This is a genomic window from Neisseria sp. P0024.S006 (assembly GCF_051956595.1).
In the GTDB taxonomy this organism is placed as follows: Bacteria; Pseudomonadota; Gammaproteobacteria; order Burkholderiales; family Neisseriaceae; genus Neisseria.
Map to the genome: position 1 here is coordinate 153123 of NZ_JBQCXH010000002.1, position 14971 is coordinate 168093.

Genomic DNA, 14971 nt, shown 5'->3' on the forward strand with positions numbered 1-14971 from the left:
CTCGATAATTAAGATAAAAACAGAAAAACGATGTATTAAAATTACAAGCGTAAATAAACAAAGGCCGTCTGAAAATCTTTTTCAGACGGCCTTTTCATATCTATCTTTTATTGGCTGATGTCTTCCAGCGTACGGCCTTTGGTTTCTTCACCCAATACCAAGATTACCGCCACAATCAGCAGCATGACCAGCGCAAACATCATAAAGATATTGCCGAAGTCGCCGCTGTTGCCCACCATCGCCGCCACCACCATAGGCGCGAGTATGCCGCCGACGCGGCCGATGGCACCTGCCCAGCCGGATGCGAAGGCACGGAAGCGCAAGGGGTAGAGTTCGGGGGTGTAGGTGTACAAAACGCCCCATGCGCCCAAGTTGAAGAAGGACATCAGGCTGCCCCAAATCATGACTTCGGCCGCAGTCGTGCTTTGCCCGAAAAACCATGCGCACGCGGCGCAAGCGGCCAGAAAGCCTGCCAGCGTTGCTTTGCGGCCGATTTTTTCCACCAAGGCCGCGGCGGCTATATAGCCGGGCAGTTGCGCAACAATCATCACCAACACATATTCAAAGGTTTTAACCACGGTATTGCCCTGCTCGACCAGCAGTTTGGGCAACCAAGTGAAAATGCCGTAATACGAAAACACGATGCCGAACCAAACCAGCCACAGCATCAGCGTGCGCCGTGCAAACGGATGTTGCCAAAGTTGGAAGAAGCGGATGCGTTCGCGCGGGGCGGCCGGTGCGGCAACTGCTTGTGTCGGCGGCGTGATGCCCGATTGAATTTCCAGCGCGGATACCAAACGGTGTGCTTCGTTGGTTTTGCCGCGGGAAAGCAGGTAAGGCACGGATTCGGGAACGAATTTCAACACCAACGGCACATAAAACAGGGGCAAGGCGCCGAATAAAAACGCACTGTGCCAGCCGGTTTGCGGAATAAAGAAATAAGACACCAGCGCGGCCGAAAGCCAGCCCAAACCCCAAAAGCTTTCCAGCAACACAATAAAACGGCCGCGTACTTTCGGCGGCGCATATTCGCTGACCAGCGACACGGCAACGGGCAGTTGGCCGCCCAAACCGACGCCGACAAAAAAGCGGCACACCAGCAAAACCGTCAAATCAGGCGCAAGCGCGCACAAACCTGTGGCAATACTGTACACCACCATCGTGCCGGCAAAAACGGTTTTCCGTCCGAACCTGTCCGCCAGCCAGCCGCTGAATACCGCACCTAGAGCCATGCCGACAAAGGCAATGCTGACAATCCAGCCCAACTGCGCCGGAGCCAACGCCCAATCTTTTCCCAAAGCCGGCAATACAAACGACACCAAGCCTGTATCCATGGCATCAAACAGCCAACCTATGCCGACCAAAACCAGAAGTTTGTAATGAAAGCGGGAGGGCGGCAGATTGTGCAGCCGCGTCAGAATATCCATCACTTCTTTCCTTTGTTTGTGTATGATTGAATTGGGTTTTATCAATAAATGTTTTAATTTCAGTGACAAACCTGAAACCGAGACATTGTGTCAATTTTAACATTGGTACCCTATGCAAAGAATAGGAAGCGCGCGTTTTTTGGCTATTATTATCGCCAGAACGCACGCCCTACTAAAACGCTGAATAAGCGTTCACGGCAGGCCGTCTGAAACCGATACTCCGGGTTTCAGACGGCCTGCCGTTTTTTGCAAAGGCTTCATGCTTGGGTTATGATGTTTATTTGTAATATGTAAACAGATGATTGCCTGTTTTTACATAACAGGTCGTCTGAAACAACGGAGAACGATATGAATGCGGTTGTAATTGCGGTCATCATCATGCTGGCGCTGTCTTTATCGCGCGTGCATGTGGTGCTCAGCTTGGCTGTCGGCGCGTTTGTCGGCGGATTGGTGGCCGGTATGCCTTTGGAGAATGTAACCAACGCAGCCGGCGATGTGGTGCAGCAAGGGATTATTCCCGTTTTTAACGAAGGCTTGAAAGGCGGGGCGCAAATCGCGCTGTCTTATGCCATGCTCGGTGCGTTTGCCATGGCCATCACGCATTCCGGCCTGCCGCAACAGCTCGCCGGCGTGATTATCCGCAAGCTCAACGGTGGTGAAGGCAATGCGAAAGGCGAAGGCACGGTCAAATGGCTGCTGCTGGCGATTATTTTGTGCATGGGCGTGATGAGCCAAAACGTTGTGCCGATTCATATTGCGTTTATCCCGATGATTATTCCGCCGCTGCTGTTGGTGTTCAACCGTTTGAAACTCGACCGCCGCCTGGTGGCCTGCGTGATTACGTTTGGCTTGGTAACGACTTATATGTTCCTGCCTTACGGTTTCGGCGCCATCTTCTTGAACGACATCATGTTGGGCAATATCCGCTCGGCAGGCATGGACACCGGTGGCATCAATGTGATGCACGCAATGGCGATTCCGGCTTTGGGCATGGTGTCCGGCTTGCTGCTGGCCTTCTTGCACTACCGCAAGCCGCGCATTTATCAAAACAACGCCGCCGATACGGAAGACAACCGTGAAGCGGTGCAGCAGCAAGAGCCGTCAACCTATCGCAGCTTGGTGGCGGCCGTGGCGATTGCCGTGTGCTTTGTCATTCAGCTTTTGTATGAAAACTCATTGGTATTGGGCGCGATGTTGGGCTTTGCCGTGTTTATGATGCTGGGCGTGATGAACCGTTCCGCCGCCAGCGATGTGTTCGGCGAAGGCATCAAAATGATGGCGATGGTCGGCTTTATTATGATTGCGGCACAAGGTTTTGCGGCAGTCATGACCGCGACAGGCGAAATCAAACCGCTGGTCGAACACAGTATGCAACTTTTCGGCGGCAATAAAGGCATGGCCGCCTTTGCCATGTTGTTTGTCGGATTGTTGGTCACCATGGGTATCGGCTCTTCTTTCTCCACCTTGCCGATTATTACCGCGATTTATGTGCCGTTGTGTATCAGCCTCGGCTTCTCGCCGCTGGCAACCGTCGCCATCGTCGGCACGGCAGGCGCGCTGGGCGATGCCGGCTCCCCCGCTTCCGACTCAACGCTCGGCCCGACCATGGGCTTGAATGCCGACGGTCAACACGACCACATCCGCGATTCGGTTATCCCGACTTTTATCCACTACAATATCCCGCTGATGGTTGCCGGCTGGATTGCCGCGATGGTGCTGTAATATGAGCGATATTCAGGAATTGGAACACCGCGTCACAGAGCTGGAAATTCAGACGGCCTTGCAGGAAGATTTAATCGGCAGCCTGAACGACACCATCGCCAAGATGCAGCAGGCTTTGGATTTGCAGCAAGGCCAGCTGCGGCTGCTGTACCAACGGATGCAGGACAAAGGCGCAAATGGCGAACGCGAACCGTACAGCCTGCGCGACGAGATTCCGCCGCATTATTGATAAACTGAAAAAGGGCGTGTTGGATACATGCCCTTTTCTTTTATAGCAAAGGCCGTCTGAAAGTCAATCAAGCTTTCAGACGGCCTTTTAAACAATCCAGCCTTACAAACAAGCCAATTCGTTGGCCATTTGCTGCTCGACGGTTTCACGTTGGCGGATAAGTTTGTATCCGCTTCCGTCAACCAATACTTCCGCCGCACGGTTGCGCGTGTTGTAGTTGCTCGCCATGCTTGAACCATACGCACCGGCGCTGCGGATAAGCAGTAAATCCCCTTCTTCGCAGGCGATGGTGCGGTCTTTGCCGAGGAAGTCGCCGGTTTCGCAAATCGGGCCGACGATATTGGCCGTCAGAGGCTCAATGTTTTTGGTTTCGACCGCTTCGATGTGATGATAGGCGTCATAAAGCGCCGGACGCATCAAATCGTTCATCGCCGCATCGACCATCACAAAGTTTTTCTCTTCTCCATGTTTGACGAACTCGACGCGCGTCAACAACGCTCCGGCATTACCAACCAAGCTGCGGCCGGGCTCGAGAACCAGTTTCAGACGGCGTGTACCGATCAGTTTTTGAACTTCTTTGGCATACGCGCCCAAATCAGGCACATTTTCGTCTTGGTAAACAATGCCGACACCGCCGCCCAAGTCCAAGTGTTCCAACACAATGCCTTCGTCTGCCAGTTGGTCAACCAAGGCCAAAATACGTTCGCAGGCTTCGATGAGCGGGCTGAGGTCGGTCAGTTGCGAGCCGATATGGCAGTCGATACCGATGATTTTCAAATGGCTTTGTCGGGAAGCATGACGATAGGCCTCAAGCGCATCGGCATAGGCAATACCGAATTTGTTGGCTTTCAAACCGGTGGAGATATAAGGGTGGGTTTTGGCATCGACATCAGGATTGACGCGTAGGGAAACCGGAGCGACTTTACCCAAACGCGCGGCAACTTTCTGAATGCGGTCGATTTCGGGAATGCTTTCCATGTTGAAACATTTCACGCCTGCATTCAGCGCAAATTCAATTTCTGCCTCACTCTTGCCCACACCGGAAAAAATCGTTCTCGCCGCATCGCCGCCGGCCGCCAAAACACGCGCCAACTCTCCGCCGGAAACAATGTCAAAACCGCTCCCCAAAGAAGCAAAGTGTTTGATGATGCTCAGGTTGCCATTGGCTTTAACCGCGTAGCAGACAAGCGGATTTAAAGCGGTAAACGCGGTTTGGTAGTTTTCAAACGCCTCGGTCAGCGCAGATTTGCTGTACACATAAAGCGGCGTGCCGAATTCCTCGGCAAGGTGGGAATAAGGGATTTGTTCGCAGGATAAGGTCATATTTGTGAAGTCTTTTTTAATCGTTGGTTTGAGTGGTCGGCTCTTTGGCCGTATCGAATTTCAAGCCGGTTTGAATCACGCCGAAGCGCGCCTTGTCGCCTTCTTTGGGCAGGTAGAGGTCGCCTTTGTAGCCGCAGGCAGAGAGCAGCAGAGCCGTTGCCGCTGCAAAAAATACGCCGTATTTCATCAGTAAAACTTTCTTCATCATTACGAATGTGGCAAGATTCGGTATCTTAAACAAAAAACACACAAAAAGCCATGATGACCGAAAGCGAATTCATCCGCCTGAGCGAAGAATTGTTTGAACACATTGAAGACCAAATCGATGAAAACGGCTGGGATTTCGACTGCCAGTTTGCCGGAAACGTGCTGACCATCGAAGCCGAGGACGGCACGCAAATCATCGTCAACCGCCACACGCCCAACCAAGAATTGTGGATTGCCGCCAAAAGCGGCGGCTACCATTTCGCCGAGCAAAACGGTAAATGGCTGGCAACACGCGACGGACGGGATTTCTACGATGTTTTGAACGAAGCACTGAGTGCGGCTTCGGGCGAAGCAGTCAATATTGCCGAATTGTGATTGAATCTTTAAATCTCACCCGCTAAAAATCTATTTACCTCAAAGGATACCCAAATGCCCCTACTAGACAGTTTCAAAGTCGACCACACCCGTATGCACGCCCCTGCCGTACGCGTGGCCAAAACCATGACCACGCCCAAAGGCGACACCATTACCGTATTTGACCTGCGTTTTTGCATTCCCAACAAAGAAATCCTGCCCGAAAAAGGCATTCACACGCTGGAGCATTTGTTCGCCGGCTTTATGCGTGACCACTTAAACGGCAACGGCGTTGAAATCATCGACATTTCCCCGATGGGCTGCCGCACCGGTTTCTACATGAGCCTCATCGGTACGCCCGACGAGCAAAAAGTAGCCGACGCATGGCTCGCTTCAATGCAGGATGTTTTGACCGTTCAAGACCAAAGCAAAATCCCCGAGTTGAACGAATACCAATGCGGTACTTACCTGATGCACTCGCTTGCCGAAGCGCACAAAATCGCCCAAAACGTTTTGGCACGCAAAGTAGCCGTCAATAAAAACGAAGAGCTGACATTGGACGAAAGCCTGTTGAACGTTTAATACGCGATGACAACGAAGGCCATCTGAAACTTTAAGAGAAAGAAAATTTCAGACGGCCTAAGACCTTTTATTTCGATTTTCAACCTTTCAGCCGCAGTTTTACACCGCCTAAAAATAAGTTGGCGGTTGCTGACAATGTACATAGTATAATTGCACTTTAAACAAACAACCTGATTCTATTGCTTTTATGAAACCGTTTTTCTGCAAAACCGCTATTGCCCTCAGCCTGACCCTCCCCGCCGCCGCCAACGCTGCCGAGTATGTCTGCAATGTTGAAGGCATCTCTGTTTATGCTTCATACCCACTCAACAATACCTGCCGCGCAGTTGACACAAACAACACCGTGGAAAGCAGCGTTGCTGCAGAACCAAACGTATTCACCGAATCTGAAACAGCAAGCGGTAAAACCGTTACAATTCCAAGCGACACGCCGGTTTTAAAAACAGTACAGACAACGGAATTCAAAGCCACCGCCGCTGACTACATCAATACCCCCCGTGCAACACCTGCCGTACAAACCCCTGTTATAGCTGTTCGAAATAAAAACGGTATTCCTGCACCTATTTCCATTCCGATGGCACAAGCACGTCTAACTTCTCAAATTGATAAAAATGTTGCTGATGGCCTTGCCATTCTCGGTGATACAACCCCATCTACAATAAAACCTGAAATTGACACTACTGACGTTCTCAACGTCATACCTGATACCACACAACCTCAAACTGTGGCTGATCAAACTCCAAACAATATACCCGACTCCATTACCATTCCTATTACGCAAACCCACCCGACAGCATCTGCGATTCAAGCCCCCCAAACAATTATTCAGAATCCTGTTGTTTTACCGAAAACACCTGATCGCACTACGGCCAAACAAAATAACCAAACCGTAACTGCCTCAGATGAAATACTTGACAAAACACCTATCAAAGTTGAAACCAAGCGTAAAGGCAAAGCCCAAACTCCGACCCGACGTAATGCAAAAAACACCAAAACTGTAAAAACAGCCGTCACAAACACGGCTAACGAACAAACGATTAAAACCGTTGTTACGCCAACAGTAGAATCAAATGTACCAAATAAACCGGCTGCAACGGTTTCCCCGGTAGATCAAAGCAAAACCTCTGCGCAAACGCCTTTCCCTAAGGCATATAAGCCGGCTGCCGATATTCCGTTCGATCCGAGCAATGTTTACAACGATATCAAAATTCTGCCCCATATTCCGATTACCAGCGTAACCAACACAGCCGAAGCCGCCAATCCGCGTCTGAATATTATCTTGCGCAACCGTCCGGGCAAATCACGCGCTTCTTCATACAGCAAATACAAAGCCCCTGTTATCCGTACTGCACCTGTGGTTACGCCGGCTCCTAAGCCAAGCCCTAAAGAAACCCGCAAACAGATATTGCAGACTGAAGTACGCAATGAACAGGCCGCTATTACCCGCCTTCAAACACAGCTGAATGCAGCCAAACAAAAAGGCGATCAAATTAAAATCCAACAACTGACCCGTACCATCAACGCCCGTAAAGCGAATATCCGCGCTATTCAAGGCGAGATGTCTCGTTGATTGGTTTTTGATACAAAAAGGCCGTCTGAAAATATTTTCAGACGGCCTTTTTAATGGTGCAAACCTTATTTATTCAACAGACAAATACTTTCTCTAAAATCATTTGTCGATCACACCAAAGTACATTTTTTTACATCCCTACCCTCGTGCGCCATTACTGCTTCTATCCAATCAGCGATACTTTGCCAATAATATCGCGGCTTTTCAGACGGCCTATCAGCCTGCATCACTTCATCATTCAACACAACGGGAACACCCTGCTCTGTACCGGCTTCAAGCACAATCCAAATACTGCCTTCATGAGTATCGGCATGAGCTGCTTGATGCTCATATGCCCAACCAACCGCAGCTTGTCCGCCATTTTGCAAAGATTGCATCGCCAGCAACAATGGATGAAAGCAAGTATCTATATTGTTGTCGACAGCTACGACCAAAGTTGCACCATGCGTTCCTAACGCTTGCGCAGCATGAAAAACGGGAGCGTTGTGCAGGTTGGCAATAAAGTCAAACGGCATTGCGGCGTGATGGTTCAGCACATTGTCTGCCATTTTTTCAAACACGGATGGCGAAGAAAACGGCGTACCGAGAAAAACAGCGCAATCAGAGCGGATTTCGCTTTGTTCATTCAGTTGCCCTGCACCAAGCGCGGCAATCAAACTCAAACGGCTGAGGCGGCGGGTATCTATACCGCTTTGCTGCTTTAAGGTTTGTTTGAGGATTTTACTGCCGGTGCCGGCGTCCGTATCAAAACGCACGGCGGCGATAATGCGGATATTAGGATTTACAGTTGCCATTGCCATACCAAAGATGTGTTGCTGCCGCCAAAACCAAACTGATTGGCCAAACAGAAAAAGCCGCCTTTTTGTGAAGCCGCGCATTCGGAAAAACGAATTTTCCGCCCCTGATAATCGCTGCTTCCACCTTGTTTTAAAGCAGATAAAAGCAGAGCTGTTTCAAGGGCTGCCGTTGCGCCAAGCGTGTGTCCGATTTGCGGTTTGAACGCCATTAAAGGCGGCAGTGTACCGAATATATTTTCCAGTGCGGCCAATTCGGCGGCATCGCTGTCAGTCGTGCCGATGCCGTGTGTTTTAACGGCTGCAATGCTTTCAGGAGCGATGCCTGCAATATCTAACGCACGGCGCATAACCTGCTCTTGCGCTTGGCCATCGCTTTGAATCAGGTCATTGCCTGTATTGGCGGCGTGTCCGATAAGTTTCAGACGGCCTGAAGAAGATTCGGGAGCAGCGGAAGATAAGGCAAGCGCGGCAACACCTTCGCCTAAAATCAAACCGTTTCCGCCAAAAGGCTGATACTGTTCGGACAGCAAACCCAAGCTGTGAAAATGCAGCAAAGTCAACCGGTTGAGGTTTTCAATACCAAGCACAAAGGCGCGCTCCGCCCCGCCGCGCAAACAGTTATCTGCCTGAATCAGCGCATGGGCGGATGAAGTGCAGGCAGTAGCGAAACTGAAAATCTGCCGATTGCCGCTGCGACGGCGCAAATCTTCGGCAAGATAAAGCAGACTGTGTTCTTCTGCCGCCCTATTGCCCGCAAGATAGTCATTTTCATATTCGGAGATGGAATAGGAACTGGAACCGATAAACACCGGCGCATCATGCCAACTTTCAGACGGCCAGCCTGCATGTTCGGCGGCTCGACGCAAATGTTGTTCGGCAATATCCGCAAGTTCCTTCCGCCCCAAGTGATTGCCGGCAAATGCACGGAAATAAGCAGCCTGCTGCGGTTGGTTTAAAAACGTATAAGACACCGCATCAGGCCGTCTGAAATCCGTTTGCGGATTCAAGGCAGACGTGGCCGCCGTACCGCAAACCCAACTCACGCGCCATGCTCCGCGCGGATAAACGCTGCCAAATCGCGTACGCACATCATATGTTTGCGCACCATACGGTCGCCCTGCAGGCGCACTTGGAAATACTGTTGCAAAGCAACGCTGATTTGCAGCGCATCAAGCGAATCCAAACCGACCGGACTGTCATCGCCAAACAAAAGCGCATCGTCGGTGAAATCATCCATATCCACATCGTCGGCCTTATCGGCTTCTTGCACGATTAACTTTTTCAATTCCGCTTCCAGCTCGTGCTCGGCCAGCGTAAAGGTGTAAGACATTTTTTAAACTCCCATTTTTATCTCATGAAGCAACAGCTTGTTTTAGCGAAACTCGCTACGCTCGTTTTCAGACGGCCCGAACTTTATGCAAAATCGCCCCAAAGCGTCTGCATGGCGACAATGGCCGCAAGTGAGGCGGTTTCGGTACGCAACACCCGTTTGCCGAGCGTAACGGATTGAAAACCGGCATCAAACGCCTGTTGCTCTTCCTTCTCCGTCCAGCCGCCTTCCGGGCCGACCATAAACACGACTTTGCCGGATTGCGGCCGAACATCGCTCAGTTTGTGAGCGCGGTTCAAGCTCATTAACAGTTTGGCCGTTTCCTGCGGCAACTGCCGCAATGCCTGTGCATAAGTCGTCAGCGGCAAAACCTTCGGCACAATATTGCGGCCGCTTTGTTCACACGCCGAAACGACGATTTCCTGCCAACGCGCCACCCGCTTTTCAGCGCGTTCACCGCTTAAGCGCACGACACAGCGTTCACTGATGACCGGGCGAATTTCCGCCACGCCCAATTCCACGCTTTTTTGCAAAGTGAAATCCATACGTTCGGCGGCGGATACCGCCTGCACCAAAGTAATGTTCAGCGGCGATTCGTTGTCCGTTGACTCTTCACGCAAAATCCGCACGCTGGCGCGGCGTTTTTCCAAAACTTCGGGCAAAGCCGGATATGACTTGCCATTGCCGTTGAACAACACGATTTCTTCCGTATTTTTCACGCGCAATACATTCAGATGGCGCACCACATTATCGGGCAATTCGACCACGCTGTCGGGGCTTAAGGCAAAATCAACATAAAATCGGGGCATGGTTTCCTGCTTTATTCATGTATATAATTTAAATTTAAAATTTCATGAATGAAGTAGAAACGCGGCGACATGCTCCTGCCTGCTTTCGCTTTCATCCACTATAATTTGAAAACTTCCCGAATTTTAATCCACTGTCGCGCAAAACTGCAAAAAACAAGGATATGCCGTGCTATACCGTTTACAGAAAGTCGTCCGCCACATCGCCCAAACCGAAGTCATGCCGCGTTTTCTGAATACGCCGTCACGACGCAAGGAAGACGGCTCGGTTTTGAGTGAAGCAGATTTGGCCGCACAAACCGCTTTTGCCGCCGCCCTGCCCTTATTGGAAGATTGTCCGATGTTGGGCGAGGAGATGAGCGTTCAGGAGCAAACCCGATTGTGGAACGAACATTCAGACGGCCTGTGGATTGTCGACCCCATCGACGGCACAAACAACTTCGTCAACGGTTTGCCGCATTTTGCCGTATCCGTCGCACTGGTTAAAAACGGGCGCACCGAGTTGGGCGTGATTTACAATCCGGTCAGCGGCGAATGTTTCTATGCCGAACACGGCAAAGGCGCATTTCTCAACGGTACGCCGCTGCCGCTGCGTTCGGTAGAAAAAAAACTCAGCGAATCCATTGCCGGCGTGGAAATCAAATACCTGCGCTCGGGCAAACTCGCCAGCCGCATGAACACCCTCGCCCCATTCGGCACAATCCGCAGCATGGGCAGCAGCACGCTCGACTGGTGCTATCTTGCCAGTGGCCGCTACGATATTTACATCCACGGCGGACAAAAACTGTGGGACTACGCTGCCGGCGCATTGATTTTTGAAGAAGCCGGCGGCTGCCTGACCACTTTGGAAGGCGATGATTTCTGGAGCGGCGAGCATGTTTTCAAGCGTTCCGTCATCGCCGCTTTGCAACCCGAGCTGTTCAAACAATGGGTGAAATGGATTCGCGAAAATCAGTGAAAATACCGTTTATCTTCAAAATATCACGATTATCTTGCAATTTATTGAAATAATTTCACTTCTTAACAGCATTTAATACTAAAAACGGTAGAATACCAATTGCTGACACAACACCGCTCTTTCATCCCTTTTGGGCGGTGCAGCAAGTAAGACGTTTTCCCGCAATGTATTGGCCATTCATACTTCTCCCTTAGTATGAATGGTTTTTTTTATCTGCAAAAACAGCTCAGGCCGTCTGAATGTTCAGACGGCCTGTTCACATCACTACTTGAAAAACTGTCCGCAACACGCCTTAAACTTTTTGCCCGAACCGCACAAACAAGGCTGTTTCATCGTCGGCAAAGCAACGGTCGGATCAATAAAATACCAACGTCCGTCTATTTTCACGAACGCCGACAACTCATGATGGCACTCGGTTTGCCCGTTCTCTTCAAAATACGCCTCAAACTCGACCAAAGCATGCAGTTTGCCAAACGGCACATGACGGATAACCTTCAATCCCGACCACTGCGTCTGCTGACTCCATGCCGCTAAATCCTGCTTGTCCAACAAATTCTGCTGTGCAGGGACGGTCGTGTCTACGATATAGTCGATTTCCTGCAAAACATACGCACTGTAACGCGAGCGCATCAACTCTTCCGCCGTCGAAGCCGCCGCCTCACGCGCATGAAACGGTGCGCAACATTCCGCATAAACGCGCCCCGACTGACAAGGGCAAAGTGTAGCCGTCATTCCTAATTACCCAAATAAATCTATTTCAAAATTATAACGCAAACCCGACTCAGGCCGTCTGAAAACGAGCGCAGCGAGTTTCGCTAAAACGAGCGTGGTAAATTTCACTAAAATAAGCGTAGAGAGTTTCGCCAAAATAAACGCAACAATCTGATATAATGCGCCTTTTCGATTTTGATTATCCATATGACCATTCCCATCCAAAGCATCAGCCGCCTGTTGCCGCAAACCCAATGCCGCGAGTGCGGCTATGAAGGCTGCTTACCCTATGCACGCGCCCTGTCGGCAGGAGAAGCACCGGTAAACCTGTGCGCGCCGGGTGGAGAAACCGTCATGAAAGATCTGGCCGACCTGTTGGGCAAACCCTACCTCGCGCCGGCAAAAACACAAATCAAAGCCGTGGCTCTGATTGACGAATCCGCCTGCATCGGCTGTACCGCCTGCATCCGCGCCTGCCCTGTCGATGCCATTATGGGCGCGTCCAAACTGATGCACACCGTCATCAGCGACGAATGCACCGGCTGCGGCTTGTGCGTTACCCCCTGCCCCGTCGACTGCATCGACATGGTTCCCGTATCGCAGCCCTTCCTGCCGTCCGCACGCCGTTTCAGTACCTCTGCCGAACCGCGCTTTGCCGCCGCCGAACACGCGCAAAGCCGTTTTGAACGCCATACCGCGCGCAAACAGCGCGACGATGCCGAACGCAAAGCCCTGTTGGCGCAACGCGAAGCCGCCGTCAAAGCCAAACAGGCCGCACAGGCACAAACCCAAACAGCCGCACCAAGCGTCGCATTCAACCCCATGGATTTGATTGCCAAAGCCATGGCCAAAGCGCAATCGCAACAAGACAAGCTCGTATCCTCCGACAACCGCGAAGACTTCAAAGCGCGCCAAATCGAAGAAGCCAAAGAACGCGCCGAACTGCGCCGCGCCCAACGCGATGCCAAATACGGCAACGAAGCCGAAAAAGCCGCAGCCATCGAATTTCTGCGCCGCTATAAAGCCGAACAGGAAGCGGCCAAAGAAGCGCGCTGATTTCCAAAACAACAAACCTATTCCGACCACTTCAGGCCGTCTGAAAACATTGTACGAAAACCAATAACTTTATGACCACACAAGAATTTCCACACCAGCATACCGCCCATTGCGAAAGCGGTGTGATGTCCACCCTGCTCAAATACCATGGCCACAATTTAGACGAAGCCATGATTTTCGGCATTGCCCACGCACTGACATTTGTCTGGATGCCGCTGATCAAATTAAACGGTATGCCGCTGGTTTCCTACCGTACCGCGCCGCGCAGCATCATCAAAGATACCTGCAAAGCATTGGGGCTGAAATTATCCGTCCGCAAATTTTCCGACGCACAAAGCGGACAAGCCGCATTGGATGCCGCGCTGTCTTCAGGCAAACTGGCCGGTTTGCAAACCTCCGTCTTCTGGCTGCCCTACTTCCCGCCGCAAATGCGCTTTCATTTCAACGCACACAACCTTTTGGTGTACGGCAAAGACGGCAACGACTACCTCATCAGCGACCCCGTATTTGAAACCGTACAACGCTGCGCCGCCGAAGATTTGCAGCGGGCGCGATTTGCCAAAGGCGTATTGGCGGCAAAAGGCTTGATGTACACCTTAGAAGACAACAGGCCGTCTGAACAAATCATGGCAGACTTGCCCGCCATTATCCGCAAAGCCATACGCAAAAACGCCAAACATATGCTCGCGCCGGTCTTTTTCATCGGCGTCAAAGGCATCCGCACGCTGGCCAAAAAAATCGAGTCCCTGCCTGCCAAACAAAACGACAAATACCAAAAACTGTTTCTCGGCCATTTGGTGCGGATGCAGGAAGAAATCGGTACCGGCGGCGCAGGTTTCCGCTACATCTACGCCTACTTCCTCGAACAAGCCGCCCATATCTGCAACGAACCTGCGTTTCAGACGGCCTCAGAACAAATGACCGCCATCGGCGACCAATGGCGTCAATTCGCAGCCATGTGCGTGAAGCAATGCAAAAAACCGTCTGAAAACGGCTGCCGCAACATTGCCGCGTTTTTGCGCAAGATTGCGGATGATGAAGAAGCGTTGTGGCGGGGATTGTTGAAATAATCAGGATTTATTCGATCCCGATTAATCTACCGTGAATTATTTTGACATTCAGGCCGTCTGAAAACTAAAAGAAATAAAAAATGCGTTACCTAGCTACTGTCTTATTCTTGTGTTCCGCCTTAACCCATACCGCGCCGCAGAACGGCTTTGCCTTGGTTCATGATGCCGACGGACACACCAACTTACGTAAAAGCCCTAATTTACGTTCCAAACCACTGGCGAAAATCCCTAACGGCACACCGTTGGAATGTATAGAAGAACTCAGCGAAAACAAATCGGACTTCTGTTTTGTTCAGCTACAACAGGCAAACGCCGATGATTTCGGCTTTATCCATTACAGCCGTCTGATATTTCCCGCCTCCGACAAAAACTTCGTCCGTCTGCACGAACAATCCGGTCATGACGATACACTGACTTTGTCCGGCAATGGACAAAAGGTACACATCGTAGCTCGCCGCATTCACCCAAAACGCAGCAACTTCTCGGGCATCAGCAAAGACAAATACACCGCGCGTCTCTATCAAGGCAAACCGTATTATGGTATCGACTCTATGATTCCCCAAAGCGTGTTCGCGCTTGAACGCATCACGCTAAACGGTCAAGCGGTTCCCGCTGCCGAACTGCAAGGACTGTTCTCGCCTGATTTTGCTGCTACTGCACGCGGCAGCAATGTATATCAAGGCTGGGAAGCTTATTACCGCGGCAATGATAAGACGCTTTACCTGTTCGGCAGACAAGGTTCGGACGGCGATCCTTTTGGCGTCTGCTTTATATTTAAGGACGGCAAATTCCAGCGCCGTTATTTATGGGGTGCTGCGATTTAAATATC

18 protein-coding genes are annotated in these 14971 nt (G+C 51.0%); 9 read left to right on the top strand and 9 right to left on the bottom strand.

Going from position 1 to position 14971, the window contains the following annotated elements:
- Positions 1-107: 107 nt before the first annotated feature.
- Positions 108-1427: an MFS transporter gene (locus tag ACTHUF_RS04450; RefSeq protein WP_440407248.1), complete on the bottom strand. Its 1320-nt coding sequence runs from the start codon at positions 1425-1427 to the stop codon at positions 108-110.
- Between the two features lie 348 nt (positions 1428-1775).
- On the opposite strand from ACTHUF_RS04450, the gene ACTHUF_RS04455 reads away from it, so the two are divergent.
- Both ACTHUF_RS04455 and ACTHUF_RS04460 read left to right on the top strand, forming a co-directional pair.
- Positions 1776-3149 (top strand): Na+/H+ antiporter family protein, encoded by a 1374-nt coding sequence (locus ACTHUF_RS04455; RefSeq protein WP_315094071.1) that lies wholly within the window; start codon positions 1776-1778, stop codon positions 3147-3149.
- A 1-nt stretch (position 3150) separates the two neighbouring features.
- Positions 3151-3378 carry a SlyX family protein gene (locus tag ACTHUF_RS04460; protein WP_004518924.1) on the top strand — a complete coding sequence of 76 codons (228 nt, stop codon included), beginning with the start codon at positions 3151-3153 and terminating at the stop codon, positions 3376-3378.
- Positions 3379-3480: 102 nt separating this feature from the next.
- Here the strand turns inward: ACTHUF_RS04460 and lysA are convergent, their stop codons facing one another.
- Positions 3481-4701, bottom strand: a complete 1221-nt coding sequence (gene lysA / locus ACTHUF_RS04465) for a diaminopimelate decarboxylase (protein ID WP_440407250.1) — start codon at positions 4699-4701, stop codon at positions 3481-3483.
- A 16-nt stretch (positions 4702-4717) separates the two neighbouring features.
- Entirely contained in the window at positions 4718-4909 is a 192-nt protein-coding gene (gene lptM / locus ACTHUF_RS04470) for an LPS translocon maturation chaperone LptM (RefSeq protein WP_003684659.1), read from the bottom strand.
- A 50-nt stretch (positions 4910-4959) separates the two neighbouring features.
- On the opposite strand from lptM, the gene cyaY reads away from it, so the two are divergent.
- From cyaY to ACTHUF_RS04485, 3 genes are all read left to right on the top strand, one after another.
- On the top strand, positions 4960-5283 hold the full coding sequence (cyaY, locus tag ACTHUF_RS04475; RefSeq protein WP_049323082.1) for an iron donor protein CyaY: 324 nt from the start codon (positions 4960-4962) through the stop codon (positions 5281-5283).
- Positions 5284-5337: 54 nt separating this feature from the next.
- Positions 5338-5844: an S-ribosylhomocysteine lyase gene (luxS, locus tag ACTHUF_RS04480; protein ID WP_070822938.1), complete on the top strand. Its 507-nt coding sequence runs from the start codon at positions 5338-5340 to the stop codon at positions 5842-5844.
- A gap of 187 nt (positions 5845-6031) precedes the next feature.
- Positions 6032-7414 (top strand): hypothetical protein, encoded by a 1383-nt coding sequence (locus ACTHUF_RS04485; protein WP_440407253.1) that lies wholly within the window; start codon positions 6032-6034, stop codon positions 7412-7414.
- A 110-nt stretch (positions 7415-7524) separates the two neighbouring features.
- Here ACTHUF_RS04485 and ACTHUF_RS04490 read toward each other — a convergent pair whose 3' ends face one another.
- The 4 genes from ACTHUF_RS04490 to ACTHUF_RS04505 all read right to left on the bottom strand — a co-directional run bounded on the left by ACTHUF_RS04490 (position 7525) and on the right by ACTHUF_RS04505 (position 10350).
- Complete coding sequence (locus ACTHUF_RS04490) at positions 7525-8214, bottom strand: hypothetical protein (RefSeq protein WP_440407254.1); 690 nt, start codon at positions 8212-8214, stop codon at positions 7525-7527.
- Positions 8196-9254, bottom strand: coding sequence for a beta-ketoacyl synthase N-terminal-like domain-containing protein (locus tag ACTHUF_RS04495; RefSeq protein WP_440407336.1), 1059 nt, complete (start codon positions 9252-9254; stop codon positions 8196-8198). The genes ACTHUF_RS04490 and ACTHUF_RS04495 overlap by 19 nt, the downstream gene beginning before the upstream one ends.
- On the bottom strand, positions 9251-9541 hold the full coding sequence (locus tag ACTHUF_RS04500; protein ID WP_003748215.1) for an acyl carrier protein: 291 nt from the start codon (positions 9539-9541) through the stop codon (positions 9251-9253). Before ACTHUF_RS04500 ends, ACTHUF_RS04495 begins: the two co-directional genes overlap by 4 nt.
- Positions 9542-9624: 83 nt before the next feature.
- Complete coding sequence (locus ACTHUF_RS04505; RefSeq protein ID WP_440407255.1) at positions 9625-10350, bottom strand: 16S rRNA (uracil(1498)-N(3))-methyltransferase; 726 nt, start codon at positions 10348-10350, stop codon at positions 9625-9627.
- A gap of 166 nt (positions 10351-10516) precedes the next feature.
- Between ACTHUF_RS04505 and ACTHUF_RS04510 the strand changes: the two genes are divergently transcribed.
- The gene (locus ACTHUF_RS04510; protein ID WP_003748211.1) at positions 10517-11305 is read left to right on the top strand and encodes an inositol monophosphatase family protein; all 789 of its coding nucleotides are present in this window, start codon (positions 10517-10519) and stop codon (positions 11303-11305) included.
- Between the two features lie 264 nt (positions 11306-11569).
- On the opposite strand, the gene ACTHUF_RS04515 is transcribed toward ACTHUF_RS04510, so the two are convergent.
- Both ACTHUF_RS04515 and ACTHUF_RS04520 read right to left on the bottom strand, forming a co-directional pair.
- Positions 11570-12037, bottom strand: a complete 468-nt coding sequence (locus tag ACTHUF_RS04515) for a YchJ family protein (RefSeq protein WP_003748207.1) — start codon at positions 12035-12037, stop codon at positions 11570-11572.
- Positions 12038-12043: 6 nt separating this feature from the next.
- On the bottom strand, positions 12044-12223 hold the full coding sequence (locus tag ACTHUF_RS04520) for a hypothetical protein (RefSeq protein ID WP_036493988.1): 180 nt from the start codon (positions 12221-12223) through the stop codon (positions 12044-12046).
- Here ACTHUF_RS04520 and ACTHUF_RS04525 point away from each other — a divergent pair, their 5' ends adjacent.
- The 3 genes from ACTHUF_RS04525 to ACTHUF_RS04535 all read left to right on the top strand — a co-directional run bounded on the left by ACTHUF_RS04525 (position 12224) and on the right by ACTHUF_RS04535 (position 14966).
- The gene (locus tag ACTHUF_RS04525) at positions 12224-13072 is read left to right on the top strand and encodes an RnfABCDGE type electron transport complex subunit B (protein WP_440407256.1); all 849 of its coding nucleotides are present in this window, start codon (positions 12224-12226) and stop codon (positions 13070-13072) included. It abuts the gene before it with no gap.
- Between the two features lie 71 nt (positions 13073-13143).
- Positions 13144-14142, top strand: a complete 999-nt coding sequence (locus ACTHUF_RS04530) for a BtrH N-terminal domain-containing protein (protein WP_315094056.1) — start codon at positions 13144-13146, stop codon at positions 14140-14142.
- Between the two features lie 80 nt (positions 14143-14222).
- On the top strand, positions 14223-14966 hold the full coding sequence (locus tag ACTHUF_RS04535) for an SH3 domain-containing protein (protein ID WP_315094054.1): 744 nt from the start codon (positions 14223-14225) through the stop codon (positions 14964-14966).
- The last annotated feature ends 5 nt before the right edge of the window (positions 14967-14971 follow it).

Bases quoted from the DNA above. Each gene is read 5' to 3' on its own strand.
- ACTHUF_RS04530 (WP_315094056.1), top strand. From the start codon at position 13,144: ATGACCACACAAGAATTTCCACACCAGCATACCGCCCATTGCGAAAGC.
- ACTHUF_RS04460 (WP_004518924.1), top strand. From the start codon at position 3,151: ATGAGCGATATTCAGGAATTGGAACACCGCGTCACAGAGCTGGAAATT.
- cyaY (WP_049323082.1), top strand. From the start codon at position 4,960: ATGATGACCGAAAGCGAATTCATCCGCCTGAGCGAAGAATTGTTTGAA.
- luxS (WP_070822938.1), top strand. From the start codon at position 5,338: ATGCCCCTACTAGACAGTTTCAAAGTCGACCACACCCGTATGCACGCC.
- ACTHUF_RS04485 (WP_440407253.1), top strand. From the start codon at position 6,032: ATGAAACCGTTTTTCTGCAAAACCGCTATTGCCCTCAGCCTGACCCTC.
- lysA (WP_440407250.1), bottom strand. From the start codon at position 4,701: ATGACCTTATCCTGCGAACAAATCCCTTATTCCCACCTTGCCGAGGAA.
- ACTHUF_RS04455 (WP_315094071.1), top strand. From the start codon at position 1,776: ATGAATGCGGTTGTAATTGCGGTCATCATCATGCTGGCGCTGTCTTTA.
- ACTHUF_RS04515 (WP_003748207.1), bottom strand. From the start codon at position 12,037: ATGACGGCTACACTTTGCCCTTGTCAGTCGGGGCGCGTTTATGCGGAA.
- ACTHUF_RS04520 (WP_036493988.1), bottom strand. From the start codon at position 12,223: ATGGATAATCAAAATCGAAAAGGCGCATTATATCAGATTGTTGCGTTT.
- ACTHUF_RS04490 (WP_440407254.1), bottom strand. From the start codon at position 8,214: ATGGCAATGGCAACTGTAAATCCTAATATCCGCATTATCGCCGCCGTG.
- lptM (WP_003684659.1), bottom strand. From the start codon at position 4,909: ATGATGAAGAAAGTTTTACTGATGAAATACGGCGTATTTTTTGCAGCG.
- ACTHUF_RS04525 (WP_440407256.1), top strand. From the start codon at position 12,224: ATGACCATTCCCATCCAAAGCATCAGCCGCCTGTTGCCGCAAACCCAA.
- ACTHUF_RS04505 (WP_440407255.1), bottom strand. From the start codon at position 10,350: ATGCCCCGATTTTATGTTGATTTTGCCTTAAGCCCCGACAGCGTGGTC.
- ACTHUF_RS04535 (WP_315094054.1), top strand. From the start codon at position 14,223: ATGCGTTACCTAGCTACTGTCTTATTCTTGTGTTCCGCCTTAACCCAT.
- ACTHUF_RS04500 (WP_003748215.1), bottom strand. From the start codon at position 9,541: ATGTCTTACACCTTTACGCTGGCCGAGCACGAGCTGGAAGCGGAATTG.
- ACTHUF_RS04450 (WP_440407248.1), bottom strand. From the start codon at position 1,427: ATGGATATTCTGACGCGGCTGCACAATCTGCCGCCCTCCCGCTTTCAT.